Source organism: Paenibacillus sp. FSL W8-1187 (assembly GCF_037965485.1).
In the GTDB taxonomy this organism is placed as follows: domain Bacteria; phylum Bacillota; class Bacilli; order Paenibacillales; family Paenibacillaceae; genus Paenibacillus_O; species Paenibacillus_O pasadenensis.
The window spans coordinates 2,238,850-2,256,966 of record NZ_CP150181.1; the positions used below are offsets into that span (position 1 = coordinate 2,238,850).

The 18,117-nt window shown below is 56.8% G+C and carries 11 protein-coding genes; 9 read left to right on the forward strand and 2 right to left on the reverse strand.

Annotation, left to right across the window (positions count from 1 at the left end; genetic code table 11):
• The first annotated feature begins 84 nt into the window (after positions 1–84).
• Together NYE40_RS09615 and NYE40_RS09620 are read left to right on the forward strand one after the other, a co-directional pair.
• Entirely contained in the window at positions 85–1,614 is a 1,530-nt protein-coding gene (locus NYE40_RS09615; RefSeq protein WP_244912795.1) for an ABC transporter substrate-binding protein, read from the forward strand.
• 217 nt (positions 1,615–1,831) lie between these two features.
• Positions 1,832–3,178: a jacalin-like lectin gene (locus NYE40_RS09620; RefSeq protein WP_101808947.1), complete on the forward strand. Its 1,347-nt coding sequence runs from the start codon at positions 1,832–1,834 to the stop codon at positions 3,176–3,178.
• Positions 3,179–3,386: 208 nt separating this feature from the next.
• On the opposite strand, the gene NYE40_RS09625 is transcribed toward NYE40_RS09620, so the two are convergent.
• Both NYE40_RS09625 and NYE40_RS09630 read right to left on the reverse strand, forming a co-directional pair.
• On the reverse strand, positions 3,387–4,343 hold the full coding sequence (locus NYE40_RS09625) for an aldo/keto reductase (protein ID WP_228551396.1): 957 nt from the start codon (positions 4,341–4,343) through the stop codon (positions 3,387–3,389).
• 159 nt (positions 4,344–4,502) lie between these two features.
• A complete protein-coding gene (locus NYE40_RS09630) occupies positions 4,503–5,333 on the reverse strand; it encodes an AraC family transcriptional regulator (protein WP_339279830.1) in 831 nt (276 codons plus the stop codon).
• A 133-nt stretch (positions 5,334–5,466) separates the two neighbouring features.
• On the opposite strand from NYE40_RS09630, the gene NYE40_RS09635 reads away from it, so the two are divergent.
• The 7 genes from NYE40_RS09635 (at position 5,467) to NYE40_RS09665 (ending at position 18,049) form a co-directional block, all read left to right on the forward strand.
• Positions 5,467–7,278, forward strand: coding sequence for a sensor histidine kinase (locus tag NYE40_RS09635; RefSeq protein WP_339279831.1), 1,812 nt, complete (start codon positions 5,467–5,469; stop codon positions 7,276–7,278).
• On the forward strand, positions 7,272–8,870 hold the full coding sequence (locus NYE40_RS09640; RefSeq protein ID WP_339279832.1) for a response regulator: 1,599 nt from the start codon (positions 7,272–7,274) through the stop codon (positions 8,868–8,870). The genes NYE40_RS09635 and NYE40_RS09640 overlap by 7 nt, the downstream gene beginning before the upstream one ends.
• 175 nt (positions 8,871–9,045) lie before the next feature.
• On the forward strand, positions 9,046–10,362 hold the full coding sequence (locus NYE40_RS09645) for a sugar ABC transporter substrate-binding protein (RefSeq protein ID WP_339279833.1): 1,317 nt from the start codon (positions 9,046–9,048) through the stop codon (positions 10,360–10,362).
• A 77-nt stretch (positions 10,363–10,439) separates the two neighbouring features.
• Positions 10,440–11,354 (forward strand): sugar ABC transporter permease, encoded by a 915-nt coding sequence (locus NYE40_RS09650; RefSeq protein WP_339279834.1) that lies wholly within the window; start codon positions 10,440–10,442, stop codon positions 11,352–11,354.
• A gap of 77 nt (positions 11,355–11,431) precedes the next feature.
• Positions 11,432–12,196: a carbohydrate ABC transporter permease gene (locus NYE40_RS09655; RefSeq protein WP_339279835.1), complete on the forward strand. Its 765-nt coding sequence runs from the start codon at positions 11,432–11,434 to the stop codon at positions 12,194–12,196.
• Between the two features lie 84 nt (positions 12,197–12,280).
• Entirely contained in the window at positions 12,281–13,585 is a 1,305-nt protein-coding gene (locus NYE40_RS09660; protein WP_339279836.1) for a sugar ABC transporter substrate-binding protein, read from the forward strand.
• Positions 13,586–13,813: 228 nt separating this feature from the next.
• Positions 13,814–18,049 (forward strand): glycoside hydrolase N-terminal domain-containing protein, encoded by a 4,236-nt coding sequence (locus NYE40_RS09665; protein ID WP_339279837.1) that lies wholly within the window; start codon positions 13,814–13,816, stop codon positions 18,047–18,049.
• Positions 18,050–18,117 lie beyond the last annotated feature (68 nt).

The window sequence follows — 18,117 nt, forward strand, 5'->3', positions numbered from 1 at the left end:
AAACAGCAGCCGCGTCGCATCGCGGCCATCCTTTTCGCAATCTTGTCAGCGGGATTGCTCGGTGGATGCGAGGGAGCCTCGACGATGCTCGCCTCGCCTCAGTCCCTGCCCCCCGCCGAGGCCGCGACCGAGCCGAAGTACGAAATCTCCTGGACGATGCATCAGAACCTGCCCGTGCCCGAAGAGGCCGAGATGGTCCGCTACGTGGAAAGGAAGTTCAACGTCGATCTGGACCTGTGGAATCTCGAGAACAATAACTACGAAGCGCTGTTGGATCTGAAGCTGGCGCAGGGAGACATCCCCGACCTGTTCCGGATCCGGCAGCCGCAGGATCTGCTCAAGTATGAGCGGCAAGGCGTGCTGGCCGAGATCCCGAAGGAGGCTCTGGAGAAGTACGCTCCGAACCTCATGAAGGCCATTCGAGAGAACGCGCCTCATTATCAGGATTACGGCGTCATCGACGGCCGCTATTACGGCATTCCGGTCATCAATCCTACGAACGTCTACCGTATCCCTGTCGTTTATCGGCAGGATTGGCTCGACAAGCTCGGGCTTGAAGTTCCCGACACGCTGGCCGAGTTCGAGAAGGTCATGTACGCGTTCGCACATGACGATCCGGACGGCAACGGCAAGAAGGATACGTACGGCTTGTCCCGAGAAGGGATGAACGTCGTTTTCGGCGCCTTCGGGCAGGTCGTCTTCGCCGACCAGCTTTATTTCGGAGAGAAGGATGGGGAGTTGGCCGTCGGCGCCCTGCAGCCGGAGATGAAGGAGGCGCTGCGGCTTCTCAGGAAGTGGTATCGGGACGGCGTCATCGATCCTGAATTCATAACGGGCGAGAACAAGGGAGGCTACAAGCATCTCTCCCATTCCTTCATCAATGGAACGATCGGCATGACCTCGATGGGCAACTATTATCATTGGGTCCAGGAAGGCGACTATTTGGCCTGGAATTTGAACGGACAGCTGTCTCCCGCCGCCGCCGCCTTCAACGCGAAGGAGCTGTCCGCGGCTTATCCGGAAGCCCGGATTTCGTTTGGCAGGCCTGTCCAAGGCCCGGAAGGCAAGCGCGGCTCCCAAGCCTATGACATGCTCATGAGCTTCATGGCGATCGGCGCCGACGCAGTCCGAGAGCCTGGGAAGCTGGAGATGATTTTGCGGATTCTCGACGATGTCAGCGCCAACCCCGATCCCGACGAGGCGGCCACGTTGAAATACGGAATCGAAGGGACGCACTGGCGATGGACAAGTCCATCCAAGGAGGACGTCATTCTGCTCCCGCCGTACGATAAGCTGTTCAGCTATCAGAACCTGATCGGCGCCAATCTGGGCATGACTGTTCCGATCATGCCGGCCGGCCGCAGAGAGCAATGGGCGCTCTCCCTGGGCCTGGACAAGGACGGACTCTACAATGCGCTGGAGGTCGCGACTCCATCTCTGGCCCGTTACGGCTCCGACCTCATCAAATGGAAGAACAAGGCCTATATCTCCATCATTACGGGCGATCAGCCCCTGGAGTTCTTCGATGCGTTCGTCCAGGAATTTATGGAAATGGGAGGATTGCAGGTGGTCCGGGAAGCGAATGAATGGCGCGACGAGCATCAACCCTCGTAAAGCCCGGTCTCCGGCGCCACATCCTATACGACTCTGCGATTTTTCCATAAACGTTGTTCATGTTCATATAGGCGCGAAGCCGGTTCTGGATGAGCCCTGCCGCAGAATCGTACGGTTCTGCTACAATACGGGATTTGTCATATGGAAGCTCGCCAAAATCGGGTGTTAGACTGTGGGAGGCAACACACGATCAAATGTTGAAGGGTGATGAATTGAAATGCCGAAGTGGCGCAAGGTGTTGGCATTAACGCTGGCGTTGGCAAGCGCGGCTCCATTAGGGATGACCGGCTATGTTCAGAAGGCAAGCGCGGCAACAGGAAGCTTCACGGTGCTGTCCTACAATATCGGAGGATTGCCCGCGCTTCTGTCCAGCAGCTCAGATCCGCAAAAATTTACGCCGTTGATCGGAGCCAAGCTGGGGCCTTATGATCTGGTCAACGTGCAGGAGGACTTTAATTACCACGCTTCCTTGTATGCGAACGACAATCATCCCCACCGCACCCCGACATCCGGCGGCGCCGGCATCGGCAGCGGCCTGAACACGCTGTCGAACTACCCGCTCAACGATTTGAAGCGAGTGACCTGGAACAAACGCTATGGACTGTTTGACAACGGATCGGACGAGCTGACACCGAAGGGCTTCACCTACAGCCAAATCCAAATGTCCGCAGGGGTCTACATTGACGTTTACAATCTCCATGCCGACGCCAATACGGACACGTTGTCCAATGAAGCGAGACGGGATAACCTGAGCCAGCTCGCCACCTATATCGAGGCGCATTCGCAAGGTCATGCCGTGCTTGTATTCGGCGATACCAACACCCGATATACGCGATCCGAAGATAATTTGAAGTCGTTGTTCGTCGATCGGCTAGGGATGAAGGATGCCTGGATCGAGAAAGTTCGCGGCGGCAGCTATCCGACCATGGGCGCAGACGCCTTGCTGGGCGTCCCTGGATCGACAAGCGCCGACAACGAAGTCGTCGACAAGATTTTCTATCGCAGCGGCGCTGCCCTATCCCTCGAAGCGAACAGCTACCAGGTCGAGGATACTTACTTTACCGATGAGAACGGCGCGCAACTGTCCGATCATTACGGGATAGCCGCGAACTTTACGTACTCGACCAGCGCTGCCGTATCTTACAGTGATCTTGCGGGCGGAAGCGGCGGCAATGGCTTCAACTTCCTCCACAGCAACGCTCCGGCGACAAGCGCTCCGCTCTCTGTCACGCTAAGGGGAGCGAGCCGTCTGGATTCCATCGCCATGACTTATGTGAACGGAACGACGATCAGCATTGGCGGGTCCGGCGGGACAACAAGCACCCTTACGCTGGACAGCGGGGAAACGATCGCCAGCGCGCTCGTGTACACGAATACGTACAACAACAGCGTTCGCATTTTCTATCTGGAGCTTACGACAAGCAAGGGACGCAAGATTGCTTCGGGCACGAAGAGCGGCACCGCCACTACCTTTACCGCCCCGGCCGGCAGCAGTATTGCGGGCTTCTTCGGACGCGCTGCCGACAATATAGACAAGCTCGGCGTCATATACAAAAGGCTGTAGTCCTTACAGAGCCAGCTATCTCGGATCGTTCATACGTCCGTTGGGTCAATAACTCATTTGACTGTCTGCATCGAAGATTGCTCATGGTATGAAACAAGGGCGGCTACTCAATTAATGAGTAGCCGCCCTTTCGATTGGACCGGCATGAGCCTCATCCCTGGCGTCAGCCAAGCATCAAGGACCATGCCGCGAGGCGTCCTGGATCCGATCAGCCCTTCAGAATGGCTTCGATCGCGGCGATTTCCGACTCGGTCAGCTCCGGGAAGCGGAGCGAGTCGACCGCATCCTCGATCTGCGACACTTTGCTGGCGCCGATCAGAGCCGAAGTGACTCGGCCGCCGCGCAGCACCCAGTTCAGGGCGAGCTGCGACATTTTTTGGCCGCGGCCCGCGGCGATCTCGTTCAGGCGACGGACCTTAGCGATCCGTTCTTCGGTGATGTCGTTCTCGTTCAGGAAGACGCTTGGACCGCCAGCGCGGGAATCCGCCGCGACGCCATTCAGATAGCGGTCGGTCAGGATGCCGCCGTGCAGCGGGGAGAAGACGATCGATCCGATGCCTTCTTCATCCAGCACGTCCTGAAGTCCGTCTTCGATCCAACGGTTGAACATGGAGTAGCTCGGCTGATGAATGAGGCATGGCGTGCCGAGCTCGCGCAGGATCTGGGACGCTTTGCGTGCTTCTTCCGGACCGTAGTTGGAGATGGCGACATAGAGCGCCTTGCCTTGGCGGACGATCGCGTCGAGAGCGCTCATCGTCTCTTCCAGCGGTGTGTTCGGGTCTGGACGGTGGTGATAGAAAATATCGACATAGTCGAGGCCCATGCGCTTCAGGCTCTGGTCCAGGCTCGCGACGAGATATTTGCGGGAGCCCCAATCGCCGTAAGGGCCGGGATACATGCCATAGCCGGCTTTGGTGGAAATGATGATCTCATCCCGGTATGGAAGCAAGTCCTTGTTCAGGATCTGTCCGAACATTTCCTCGGCCGAGCCTGGAGGGGGACCGTAGTTGTTGGCGAGATCGAAGTGCGTGATGCCGAGATCGAAGGCGCGGGTCAGCATGCTTCTGCCGTTCTCGACCGTATGGATGCCGCCAAAGTTGTGCCAAAGACCAAGCGAGATGGCCGGAAGCAGCAAGCCGCTGCGGCCGCTTCGGTTATACTTCATCGTGTCGTATCGTGATTCGGAAGCTTTGTACAAAATCATCATTCCTCCCATGTGGCCCGGCAGCCTGAAAGGGCTTGCCTTGCCGAGTTGACTTCTCCATTGTAGCGGAAGGAGCGGCGTGGAATACATGTCAGCAAGGAAGGAAAACATGTCATGATGTCAGATTCTGCGATCGCGATAGCTTCGAGGCGAGCAGCCTCGGACCCGCTTGAACATGCGGGAAAACAGCAGCGGATCGCGATAGCCGACCGAAAACGCGATCTCGCTGACCGTGCAGTCGGTCCGATCGAGCAGATCGGCCGCGCGCGACATCCGGTAATCCAGCAAGTATTGACGCGGAGGCATGCCGGTCTCCCGCTTGAATAGGGACGACAGATATTTGCGGTCGAGCTGGAATTCCCGCGCCATGCTTTCGACCGAGATGTCCTCGTCGTAATGAGCGTGCAGATAGCGGAGGCAGTCGGCGACATGAGGGTTGGGACGCGAGCGGCCGTCGTGGCCGGCCTCGTGGCGCGGCACGATCGCGATCAGCGCGGCCAGAAATTCGTACAGCCGTCCGAGCAGCAGCAGATCGGCGGCGTCCGAAGCCAGGGCGTCGCGGCTCATCGTCTGATCCAGCGTCGGCATCAGCTTGTCGTCCAGCGGAAAGATCGGGCTGGCTGCCGACAATGCCGTCCGGGCGAGCAGCTCTTCGGCCCGGCTGCCTTTGAAGGCGATCCAGGAATAGAGCCACGGCGTCTCCTCGCTGGCCGAATAGGTGACCCGCATATGCGGATAAGTGAGGAACGCCTGGCCGGCGCCGATGCGATGGGTCTCGCCCGCGGCGGTCAACGTGCCGGACCCGCTCTGAATGAAATGGATTTTATAAAAATCGCGCATGCCGGGACCGTAGGTATGGCCGGGACAGCATTGCTCCCTGCCCCAGAACAGCAAGTTCAGCTCCGGATCCGCAACCCCGTCCGGCTGTCTCTGCAAGGTGAAGCTAGCCATGGAAGCAACCTCTTTTCAGGTGAAGTGCCGTGCTGCTACCAGTATAGCAGACCGTCATGACGTGACAAGGCGATGCTTCTATGATTATCATGAGGACATTGGTTCTATCCCGTTCAGACCGGAGGACGATGCGATGCGTCGCAAATACCGCTTCATCAGCCTGAAAAACAAGATCATGGTTTTTTTCTTGCTGTCGGTCCTCATCCCGCTGTCCGTGATGGTCGTCAATGCCTATTTTTCTTCGCGCCAGATGCTGGAGAGCAAGTACAGCATCCTGCTTGCGGACGTGGCCAGGCAGTCCAATATCCGGATCGAGGAATATTTGCGAAATATCCGGCAGATTTCCCTTATTTCAAGCTATGGCATCAACAGCTATATTTCGGCTGTATCGCAGGATAATTATCCGGTTCAAAATTATTTGCGCAACCAATCCATCGCCAATGAAATGCAAGCTACGCAATTATTGATGAACTACATCACGATGAAAGACCGAAAAATTTCCATCTATGTCTATAACATGAATCCTGGAAACGATCTCTATATCAGCCCGAACAAGCCGATCGACTACGCGTACGAGCCGCGCCAGGAAGCGTGGTTCAACGATTTTTTGGAATCGGACGACATTACGCGGGATTTGCCGACGCAAAAGGACCGGCAGGTCAAAGGAGAAGGCAACTGGTCCATTTACAATTTGCGGAAAATATTGGACATGGAGAACGGCAAGCTGCTCGGCGTGATGGTGATCAGCGTCGACATCGAATTCATCCATGAGCTCAACAAGCGCATGAATGTCGGCAGCCAGTCCGTCATGACCATCGTCGATGGGCAGGACCGGATCATGTTCAGGGACGACTATGGCACGATCGGCCAGCCGTTCGAGTCGATCTTCCCGATGGGCGGCCATGTCGACGGCGGGCTCGACCGCCAGATCGTCCGCGTCAAGGGCAGCGAGTACATGCTCATCCAGGCGGGCTTCGAATCCCACCGATGGAAGACCTATCTCTCGATGCCTATGGACGATCTGACGATCGAGGACGGGATTCTGAAGCGCAATTTGTGGATGATCATCACCGTGCTGCTGCTGTTCGCGCTGGTGAGCACGTTTTATATCTCCAGCCTCATCACGCGGCCGATCAAGCAGCTGATGAGGAACATGGCGCTCGTAGAGCACGGCAAGTTCGACAGCCTGCACCCCGTTCAGTCGAATGACGAGATCGGGCTGATGGCGATCCGGTTCGAACAGATGTCGGCAGAACTGAAGCAGCTTGTCGAGCGCATCTACGAGGAGCAGGAGCAAAAGGTGGAGGCGGAAATCCGGGCTTTGCAGGCGCAAATAAATCCGCATTTCTTGTACAACACGCTGAATTCGGTCAAATGGATCGCCTCGATGCAGCGCTCGGACAAAATCGTGGAAATGACGGAGGCGCTCATCTCCATGCTTCGGTATACCGCAAGAGCGGACAAGGGACTCGTGCCCGTCCGCGAAGAGCTGGAGCATATCCGTCATTATCTCGTCATCCAAAAGGTCCGCTATTTCAACCGGATCGAAGTTCATGTGGAGGTCGAGGACGACTCGCTGCTGGATCAGGAAATTCCCAAGCTCAGCATACAGCCGCTCGTTGAGAACGCCATCTTCCATGGAATCGCCAATCAGAAGGACGGCGTGCTGACGCTGGAAGTAAGGGGCATCGGAGAAGAGCAGCTGTGGATTACGGTGCGCGACAACGGAGCGGGGATGAGCGGCGAAGCGGCCAGCCGTCTTCGAGAACGGCTGGCCGGCAGCGATGCGGAGGGCGGGATCGGAATCTGCAACGTGCATCAGCGCATCCGGAGGGTTTTCGGCGAGCCGTACGGCGTGTCCTTCCGAAGCGCCGAGGGGGAAGGGGCCGAGCTTACCTTGATCTTCCCGTATCGACCTAAAGAAGGGGGAAAACGGTCATGCTGAACGTTCTCATCGTGGATGACGAGCTTTTGATGCGCATCGGCCTCAAATCGCTGATCAATTGGGAGGAAGAGGGCTTTCGCATCACGGGCGAGGCGGCGAACGGCAAGGAGGCGCTGGAGCTGGCCGAGGCGGCGGCTCCCGACCTGATCGTGACCGACATCAAAATGCCGGTCATGGACGGACTCGAGCTGATCCGCGAAGTGCAGCGGGACCGTCCGGACTGCCAGTATGTCATTTTAAGCTGCCTGGATGAATTCCACTATGCGCAGGAGGCGATCCGGCTCGGAGCCGCCGATTATTTGATCAAGAGCGACATGAAGTCCTCGCAGCTGCTGCGGGTGCTCGATGTCGTGAAAAAAAGAGCGGCGAAAACGACGCGCAAAGAGATGGACGGCATGCCGCCCGGATCGGTCAAGGAAAGCATCGAATACTTGAAGGAGACGCTCTTCAAGGAAGTGATCAGCGGCTACAAAGGAGAGCGCGACATTGCGGCGAACCGGGAATCGCTGCGCATCCGCGTCCAGGACGGACCGATGCTGCTGGCGAAGTTCAGGATCGACCGCTTCGAATATTTGCGCCGCAAATATGTCGAGCAGGACGAGAAGCTGCTGCGATATGCCATCCTGAACATCCTGGAGGAGATCATACCACGGCAGCGGCAGAAGGAAATCATCGTCATGAATTCGGCTGAATACGTCCTGCTGATGGAATGGCTCGATGACGGGCCGCCGCAGGAATTCGAGAAGCTCGTCGACAAGATTCAGGAGGCGATGAACGACTTTCTCAATTTGACGATGTCGATCGGGGCGAGCAAGGCCGACGGCTACAAAGGCACTCGGAAAGCGTTTCAGGAAGCGGACGAAGCGCTGGACGACCTGTTTTTCAGCTCCGGAAACGGACTGGTCTATTATGACCGGCCACGGAAAAAGGAGCGCTGCATCCAGCGCTTCGTGTGGAAAGGCGCGGCCTTGCGATCGTTCCGCCAGGACGCGGAGCTTGGCAGCGAGACGGCGCTGGCGTTTTTGGAGGAGCTGAAGGAGCAGCTGCGGGAAGGCGGCTACACGAAGCAAGCGGCCCGCTCGGCTTATATCCGGGTGCTCGGCTTGATCTCCTCCTGCTTCCCGGTGCTTCCCGATTCCGACGAGGACGGACTGAACGTATACGAAAAGCTGCTGCGCGAAGAACGGCTGGAGGGCCTCCACCGCACGGTCGTGGACTATTTGAACTCATGCCGCTCCCTTTTGACCGACAAAGAGCTTCCTCGCAGTTATGCGGAGCAGGCATGCGAAATGATGCGGCAGCTGTATACGGAGGATATTTCGCTTCAATTCGTGGCGGAGAAGATCAATGTGAACGCCTCTTATTTGAGCCGCATCTTCAAACGCGAGACGGGAGTGAACTTCGTCGGCTATTTGACTCGGCTGCGCATGGAAAAGGCAAAAGCAATGCTGCGGGAAAACCGGCTGAAGGTGTACGAGGTGGCGGAAAGGGTCGGCTATCCCAATACCGCTTATTTCAGCAAGCTGTTCAAGAAGCATTGCGGCATGACGCCGGAGGAATTCCGCGGATCTGCCGGCGAAAGCAAAAAATAAAGAGGAAAAGTAAAAAAAGTGCTCCTTCCGGCGGAGCGCTTTTTTTGTCGTCTTTTGTCTGGTCAAAAAAGGTGAATAGAGCGTAAAAAACCGCCATTCCGGCTTGAAGCGCCATTGTTTACGATAAGAGAGCAAAGGCAAGGGAAACTTGAGCACGATTAGAGGGGGAACTCGAGTGACGCACAAACGCTGGACGACTTTAGTATCCATCGGCCTGACCGCGACGATGTTGGCTGCATGCGGAAATGGCGGCAATGGCGGCAATGGCGCTGCAGGCAATGCCGGTTCGGAGCCTTCCAAGGCGGAGAACGCTTCGACAGGCAGCGGAAGCGGCGGAAACGTAACGCTGAGATACGCGTTATGGGATTCCAATCAGGAGAAAGGCGCGCGCAAGATTGCCGACGCATTCGAGGCGAAAAACCCGAACATCAAGATCAAGATCGAAGTGGCCGGCTGGTCCGATTACTGGACGATGCTGGAAGCCGGAGCGACCGGCGGATCGCTGCCGGATGTGTTCTGGATGCACTCCAACGAGATTTATCGCTATGCCTCCAACGGCATGCTGCTCGATCTGAACGATCAGATCGCCAAAAGCACGGAAGTCAAACTGGAGAACTACCCCGAGGGGCTCAATCAGATCTACAACTTTGACGGCAAGCAATATGCCGTTCCGAGGGACTTCGATACGATCGGACTTTGGTACAATAAAACGCTGTTCGACAAGGCGAACCTGAGCTATCCCGACGAGAGCTGGACGTGGGACGATCTGAAAAGCGCCGCGAAGACGCTGACGAAAGACGGCGTGTACGGCCTGCTCGCTCCGATGCACAACCAGGAAGGGTACTACAACTTCGTGTATCAAAACGGCGGCACGATCATCACCGACGACAAGAAATCCGGTTATGACGATCCGAAAACGATCGAGGCGCTGGACTATTACATCAGCTTCACTCGCGAAGGGCTGTCTCCGATGACCGTCGTCGACGCGGAGCGTCCGGAACTGATCAAAAACGGAAAAGTCGCGATGGGCATTTTCGGCTCCTGGAACTTGAGCAGCTTTGCCGAGAACGAGTACATGGCGAAAAACTTCGACGTCGCCGTACTGCCGAAAAAAGAAAAGCAAGCCTCCATCTACAACGGCCTGGGCCATGCGATCGATGCGAAAACGAAGCATCCGGAAGAGGCCTGGAAATTCGTGGAGTTCCTGAGCTCGAAGGAAGGCCAGGAGATGCAGGCGGAGCTTGGCCTGGCGATCCCGGCTTACAAAGGAACGGCACAGAAGTGGGTCGAATCCTCGTCGACGTTCCATTCTCAAGTGTTTGTCGACATGGTTCAATACGGCGTCGTCCGTCCTTACTCCAATACGACTCTTGTCTGGGAAGACAAGGCGTACGAAGCGCTCAAGCCGGCTTTCCTCGGTCAAGCGACGGTGGAGGAGGCAGCTAAAAACGCCGCCAAGATCATGAATGAAAGCCTATCCCAGGAGAAGTAAGCGCCACGGGTTGGCGGAACGGTAAATGAGGAATGCGGCAACCGAGCGGTTGCCGCATTTTGATAGGAGGAAATCGGATGCAGAGCCAAACCGTAAAGAGAACATCCGGAAAGAAAGCATGGAAGGAATGGGCCTGGGGCTGGTTTTTCATCGCTCCGACCATCGTCGGACTTATCGTTCTGAACTTGATTCCGATGGCCCAGTCGGCCTACTTGAGCTTTTTCAAGAGCGGAGACTTCGGGAGAAACAATATTTATGTCGGTCTGGACAACTACCGCAAGCTGGTCCAGGATGCGCAGGTCTGGCATGCTGTCGCCAACACGCTGCTTTATGCCGCAATCGTCGTGCCGGTCAGCATCGCCCTCGCGATGCTCATCGCCGTGCTGCTGAATCAGAAAATCGCAGGCCGATCCGCCTATCGGACCATTTATTTCATCCCGATGATCGCGGCGCCTGCCGCCGTAACGATGGTATGGAGATGGATGTACAATCAGCAATTCGGATTATTCAACTATGTGCTGTCCAAATTTGGCTTGCCGCCCGTCGACTGGATTTCCAATCCCCGTCTTGCACTCGTCTCGATTGCCGTCATCGGGATCTGGAGCGTCGTCGGCTACAATATGGTGCTTTTGCTTGCTGGCCTGCAGGAAATACCGAAGGACTACTATGAGGCTTCCGATATCGACGGGGCGGGCAGAATCAGGCAATTTTTCGTCATTACGCTGCCGCTCGTGACGCCGACGCTGTTTTTTGTCGTCGTAACGTCGGTCATTCAGGCCATGCAAGTATTCGATGTCATCTTCATGATGATCGACGTGACGAATCCGGCGTACGACCATACCGTCTCGCTCGTCTATCTGTTCTACAACAGCTCCTTCAAGTACATGGACAGAGGGTATGGATCCGCGATCGTCATGCTGCTGCTGGCGCTGATCATGATCATCACCTTCTTCCAGATGAAAGCGCAGAAGCGGTGGGTCCATTATCAATAGGAGGTGCGGCATGATGCAAAAAAAATCGAGTATCCACGCTGTTCGTCCATGCGGTCTTGCTGCTGGGAGCGGCCATCATGGTTCTGCCCTTCCTTTGGATGGTGCTGACCTCGCTCAAGACCGTGACGGAATCGACCTCGATGAATCCGTTCTATTTCTTCCCCAGCCGGGTGATGTGGGAAAACTATTCGGAGGTGTGGCGGCAGACCGACTTCCTCCGCCTGTACTGGAATACGTTTGCGATGATGGCGCTGCGCGTTTTATGCGGCGTGACGTTCAGCGCGATGGCGGCGTATGCTTTCGCCAGGCTTAAATTCCCGGGACGAAGCTTCTTTTTCAGCCTGGTGCTGTTCCAAATGATGGTTCCGACCCAAATTTTCATCATTCCGCAATATTTAATGGTGGATCAGCTCGGATTGCGCAATACTATACTTGCCTTGCTGTTCCCGGGCTTGGTCAGCGCTTTCGGCACCTTTTTGCTGCGGCAGTTTTTCATGGGACTGCCAAAGGAGCTGGAGGAAGCGGCGAAGCTCGACGGCTGCAATATCGGACAGACGTTCCTTTATGTCATGCTTCCGCTGGTCCGCTCCGGATTGGCCGCTCTTTCCATCTTCACCGCGCTGTTCTCGTTCAAGGACTTGATGTGGCCGCTCATCGTGAACACCGATTCCAGCGCGGCGACGCTCTCTTCCGCGCTGGCCAAAATCCAGAGCGCGTTCGCGGTCCACTATCCGGAGCTGATGGCCGCGTCTGTGCTGGCGATTTGGCCGATGCTCGCGCTGTTCATGCTGTTCCAAAAGCAGTTCATCGAAGGCATCGCGACGTCCGGCGGCAAGCTCTGAGTCATTGACGAGCGAAAGCCGTCATGTCATGATGAGGAAAATCAAGCTCGGGAAGGATAAAAGGGAGGGAAGGGAATGCCCGGCATGAAGCGAGGCCAGCGCGCAGCATGGGCGCTGCTGGCTGTCTTCTGCGCTCTGATCGTCAGCTGCGCAGGCTGCGGCTTGGCTGGCCGGTTCGGCATTCCCCGCTCCTCCGAGGACGGGAAGCCGGCGCCGGAACCGGTCGTCCTGCATTATTCCAGCTTTTTGCTGGATGCGGCTCAAGCCGGCAAGGTTTATTACGAGGCGATCGCGGATTTCGAGAAACGCTACCCGAACATCAAGATCGAAGCCAACTTCATTCAAAGCAACAACTATACCGCCGGGATCAAGATCAGGCTGCTCGGAGGCGAGCCGCTGGATGTGTTCGACACCTGGTCCCCGAGCTTGTTCGAGGAGTTCCGCAAGCTGCGTCCGGACGTATATCTCGATTTGAGCGGCTCTCCGTTCCTCGACGATTTTTATCCTTCTTCCCTGAAGCCCGTCGAGGTGGATGGCAAGGTGTATGGCGTACCGGAAGTCATGCATAGCGACGGCTTGATCTATAATCAAACGATGTTCGACCGTCTGGGGCTTCAAGTGCCGCGAACATGGGATGAGCTGCTGGAGCTTTGCGAAACGCTGAAGCGAGAAGGGATCATCCCGATCGCGGCAGACGGCGAATGGTCCAACGCCCAGTTTTTCTGGGGCTCCATCATGTCCAACAATGGCGCGGATGCCGAGTGGACGAAAAAGCTGGAGAGCGGCCAGATCAAGATCGACCATCCTTACTTTGTCGATGCGATCAGCAAGCACAAGCTGTTGATCGATCGCGGCTACGTTCCGAAAAACTGGACGTCGCTCAAGCATGAGCAGGCGAAAGATTTGATCGGCAACGGAAGCGCGGCCATGTTGATTACGGGGACATGGGACCTATTGACGATCAAGGAGAGAGATCCTTCTCAGGATATCCGGTTCATGGTCATTCCGGGCAGCACCCGTACCGTTCCCAACATCAATGTAGGCAGCTACCGGGTCATCAACTCGCAGACGAAGCATCCCGAGGAAGCGAAGCTGTTCGTGGCGTTCATGAACGGACGCGCCAGCCAGGAAAAGCTTGCCCGCGGAGCAAACGCCATTCCCTCGACGATCTCGTCGTCCCAGGGCTGGAACGAATCGACGTCTTCGATCGCGGCTGCCGTGACTCAAAAGGAAGCTACGCTGTACTGGCCGCATACGATTTCGACGGAATCGCTTCAGGTCAAAATTCTGGAGGGAGTCAACCATTATTTGGCCGGCGCTCCGTTGAAGACGGCGCTGGATGATATTCAAAAAGCGATCGATGAAGCACGCGAAAGCTCGCTGCCGTAGCGCTCGCTGTCCGCATGGCGTCGGCAAGCGGCATGCCGGATGCTGAAACGGCAAGCGCGAAAAAGCTCTCGGATCTGTCCTAACGACAGTCCAGAGCTTTTTTTGTGCTTCTTCGCCGCCTCGGACAAGAAGAGAATAATCGACTTTTATTGGAGAATATTGCCTTCCCCCTCTTATTGAATGCGCTTACAATCTGGCTTGTACGCTAAATTCGAATGGAGGATTAGGATGAAGAGAACAGTCATGGCGCTGCTTTTGAGCCTGTCGATGATCGGAGGAGCGCTTCCGGCGGCTCCTGCTCCGGTCAGGGCGGCTGAAGGGACGGCGGACATGCCGAGCGAGAACCTGGATTACGGATTCGGCTATTATGTGATTCAGAACGGCGTTGCTCCGAACGGAAACACCGTTCTCGGTTATGTCGGGGGAGCGGACGGGAGGGGAGCGGTCTGGAAATACAGCGGAATCGATTTCACCGATCTAAAATCGATCCGTTTCATCCGGGAGCAAGCGGGCGCCGCGAACATTGAATTGTACGTGGACTTGCCGGAGAAGGCGAGCAAGACGTATTTTCAGGACTGGCAGCCGAGCAAAGGAACGGCGGAACAAAGCCGGCGCTATCTGCTTTCCGATGTTACGATCGATGCGTCCAAACGAGTCGGCAGCGGCAACGCTCCGAACGGCGCCTTGAACCAAACCGTCGCGCTCAGCAAAGAGATTGCGGGCGTACATGACTTGTACGTCTACGCCCGGGCAAGCGGCGGGACCTACGCGGCTAATTTTGATTCAATGAGCCTTTCCTACGAAGCGGGCGGTTCCAGCGCTTGGAAGTTCGGGCTCGGAAACGCTCTTGGATTCAATGAAGATACGTTCAAGCCGATCGTGAAAAGCGGCGCCAACAACAATTGGAGAGACGGCTCCGTAACCGCCAACGGAGAGATCGGCTTCATCGAGAGCGCGGATCCGAGCGAAGATGTGTTCATCTTCAACAATACGAAAATCGTGACTGACAACGGAAACTTTTATGAAACTCCGGTCCTGTCGCCCGTGCTTGACGCGCAGAGGACGGGGGCGGTCCTGAGCGGCGGCAGCGGCGATTTTCCGTGGACGCAGGAATACAACAGGTACTCGCAGGAGCAGTACGGCGCGAACTGGGGAACGACGTGGCCTCGGGACTATCAGCCGGCCGCCCAGTATCGCATCAAGAACAATGACTATACCAGCGCGAACGCAAGCGCGGGGAACTACAACCGGTACACGAATTTTGAAACCGGCGAAGTCGGCGTCCAGTGGAAGGACGAACAAGGCAATCAGTGGAATCGGCTGTCCTTCGCCTCGAGGAGCGATGAGGTCATCGTGACGTACATCGAGGCTCCGCAAGGGCGGAACCTGAACCTGACCTTGTCGATCGACCATATTCTCGAGATGAAAAATCAGAGCAATCAAGGCAACAACGAAGAGTTTCCCGCGACCGACTACGTCGTGACCGAGCAGCAAGGCAAAGTCGTAGGAATCGGCATGGTGGGCAAATCTCCGAACTTGAACCGCAAAGGCACCAAAAACGTGGAAAAAAGGCTGTTCGCCGAAGGCGGCTGGGGCACGGCTACCCGAGTCGTCACCGATGGCGCGATCAAGTACGAGGCGAAAAAGCGCACCTTCACGCCGGCTGCCGACGGCAGGATCAATTATTTCCGCACCGGGACCGCGCCAGTCGTGGCGAACGATCCGACATTGACGATCACCGGCACGAATACCCTCCTGCTCGTCAGCAAGGTCGACCGCATCGACGAGGGCGCTCCAAGCTTGGCGGATGTCAAGACGAAGCTGTACGACAAGCTGCTGGCAGACATCAATGGCGTGCTCGCCAAATACAGCGTGAACTCCGGCAAGGCCGAGCTGAGCGGCTACAAGGCGCTGCTGCAGCCGCATGCCGGAATTCACGGGGGCATGTTCAACACCGTGCGTCTCGATCTTGCCGAGACGGCCGCAGAAAAAGCGGATCGCGCCTTGACGAACTCGGCTCTGATCCAAAAGCAGAACAGCAACAAAAATGTCATCAACAAGGCATTCCTGGAACGGATCTACAACAACGGCCGGTTCGGCTTGATCTGCGCGAGCGGGTATCAATCGACGCGGCTTGGCGCGATATGGACGGGAACATGGAAGCCGGACTGGTCGGGCGATTTTACGCTGGACGCCAACAACAACCTGCAAGTGTCCGGCATGAACGTCGGAAATATGGAGGGAGCGAGCCAGGGATATGTCAACTTCATCGTCCGCATGGTGGCGGACTGGGAGGATGATGCTCACAATATTTATGGCATGGACAACGCCATCAAGGCGCCGCCGCGCGTAGACGGCACCGGAGAGTCGGGCAGCTATCACTTCCTCAACGGCTATCCGCATGTTTATGTGAACGGCATCACCGACTGGGTCATCCTGCCGATCTTCGAATACTGGCAGACGTACGGCAATCGCCAGGTGCCGGTCGGCAAAGACATCGATTTTGAAAAGAAGAGCCGCTCCACGGGCAAGACGATCGCAGACGTGCTGGACCTGACGGCGGCGGATGTTTCCCGCATCAAGCAGACCGGCCTGATCGACCTGCAGAACGACGTTCTTTATCCGCTCGTCATCAAGTCGATGAATTTCTGGCTTCAGTACGTGGACGAGAGGTTCTATACGGACGGCATGGGCAATCACCATCTGAACGACGGCTCGACGCTGTCCGATGCGGTCGCCGGCGGCGACCTGAAGGCGCAATATCTGTTCACGCCGGGCTATTCGCCCGAAAATACTCGCGGAGATCGGACCAGCGCCGACGGCAGCAACTCGATCTATGCCCTGTCGTACAATACGACCATGGATATCGCTGCGGCAAGAAATACGCTGTTCATGGGAAGGACGCTGCTCGATGCGGTCAAGCCCGGCGACGCGGGCAGCATCCGAGAGAAATGGGCGCAGCTGGAGCAATACATCCCCGATTATGTGTACGAGGAGGAAACCGGGGAGCTGAAGGAATGGGCGGACAAGAATGTGCCCGAGCAGCATCGGCATCGGCATGAAAGCCACGCCTACCCGGCCTGGCCAGGGTTCGAAGCCCAGAACGATCCGGCGCTGAGCATGGGAATCGCGCTGGCGATGAATTACCGTTCCGCCGCATACAACGGTTCGGAAGCGACCCAGTCTCATGGAGCGACGCACAAGGCGCTCGTCGAGGCGAGGCTGAAAAGGCCGGCAGGCTTCGAGCATGCGGTGAAATACCTGCTGACCGCCCGCTACCACTATGCCAGCTTGATGACCTCGCATAACAGCGGGCTCAGCTCCACGTACGCCACGGATGCGGCGTTCGGCCTGATGGGCGCGGTAAACGAATCTCTGCTGTATTCCAACATGAGTGAGATCGAGATCTTGCCGACGCTGCTTCCGAGCTTCAATAAAGGAAGCGTGAGCGGGCTCAGGGCCAGGAACAATACGCTCGTCAATCAGATCGCGTGGGATACGGCGGCTAAAACCGCTTCGGTGACGTTGACGACGGATCAGTCCTCGGTCCAGCTGAAGCTGATGAATGGCCTGACGTGGAAAAGGGCTCTGGTTGGCGGCGTCGCCCAGACGATCAAGACGGACGAGACGGGACGCAAGTACATCGACATCTCCCTTGCCAAAGGAGCTTCTAAGACCGTGCAGTTCGAGCTTGCCGATGCAAGCATCGCGATCTCCTCGGCCGAAGCGGATCGCGCAGGCGGATTGAAGGCGGGCACGACGGCTTCGTTCCAAGCGTCGGTCAATCCTGCGACCGCAATCCGCTGGTTTGCGGTGGATGCGGCTTCGGGCAAGCCGATTCCGGGCGTAGGAATCTCCGATCAAGGCGTGCTTTCGGCTACGAAAGCGAGCGCGGAGACGGCCGTGGGCAAGACGGTCAAGGTGCATGCGACGACGACCGACGGCCGCTTCAAGTCCAACGAACGGCTTGTCCCGATCCTCGCGAACCCTTCGGCTGACCGCAAAGTGGAGATGGAGAGCTTCGATTACGGATTCGGCCATTACGTCCTTAGCGGCGGAAAGCTGAACTATACCGGCAACGGCACGGGAAATCAGGCGGTCTGGAAGTTCAGCGACATTGATTTCAGCAGCCTGGACTCGATCCGCTTCACTCGGGTATATGCCGGCGCTGCGACGATCAAGCTCTACGTCGACCTCCAGGAGAGCGTGTCGAAGCAATTCAAGGATGACTATCAGACGACTCGAGGCGACGGACAAGCAAGCCGGCGCTATCAGATCTCCAACGTCGTCCTGGACGAGAGCAAGCGGATCGCCAGCGCCTCTGTCGCCTCCAGCGACATGGAGCCTCAGCTTGCGCTGACCGGCGCGTCTAGTGGAGGCGTCCACGATCTGTACGTGCTCGTCGAGGTCGCGAGCGGGACTTGGGCAGGAGATTATGATTTCATGAGCTTGAATTACACCTGACGCATGCAAAAATCAGGGGCGTGACAGGAGAGGCCGGCATTCTCGGGAGAGATGGCCGGCCTCTTGGA

What these genes read in the sequence shown, in the direction of transcription:
- NYE40_RS09615 (WP_244912795.1), top strand. Translation starts at nt 85, where the DNA reads ATGCTCGCCTCGCCTCAGTCCCTGCCCCCCGCCGAGGCCGCGACCGAG.
- NYE40_RS09620 (WP_101808947.1), top strand. Translation starts at nt 1,832, where the DNA reads ATGCCGAAGTGGCGCAAGGTGTTGGCATTAACGCTGGCGTTGGCAAGC.
- NYE40_RS09625 (WP_228551396.1), bottom strand. Translation starts at nt 4,343, where the DNA reads ATGAAGTATAACCGAAGCGGCCGCAGCGGCTTGCTGCTTCCGGCCATC.
- NYE40_RS09630 (WP_339279830.1), bottom strand. Translation starts at nt 5,333, where the DNA reads ATGGCTAGCTTCACCTTGCAGAGACAGCCGGACGGGGTTGCGGATCCG.
- NYE40_RS09635 (WP_339279831.1), top strand. Translation starts at nt 5,467, where the DNA reads ATGCGTCGCAAATACCGCTTCATCAGCCTGAAAAACAAGATCATGGTT.
- NYE40_RS09640 (WP_339279832.1), top strand. Translation starts at nt 7,272, where the DNA reads ATGCTGAACGTTCTCATCGTGGATGACGAGCTTTTGATGCGCATCGGC.
- NYE40_RS09650 (WP_339279834.1), top strand. Translation starts at nt 10,440, where the DNA reads ATGCAGAGCCAAACCGTAAAGAGAACATCCGGAAAGAAAGCATGGAAG.
- NYE40_RS09655 (WP_339279835.1), top strand. Translation starts at nt 11,432, where the DNA reads ATGGTTCTGCCCTTCCTTTGGATGGTGCTGACCTCGCTCAAGACCGTG.
- NYE40_RS09660 (WP_339279836.1), top strand. Translation starts at nt 12,281, where the DNA reads ATGAAGCGAGGCCAGCGCGCAGCATGGGCGCTGCTGGCTGTCTTCTGC.
- NYE40_RS09665 (WP_339279837.1), top strand. Translation starts at nt 13,814, where the DNA reads ATGAAGAGAACAGTCATGGCGCTGCTTTTGAGCCTGTCGATGATCGGA.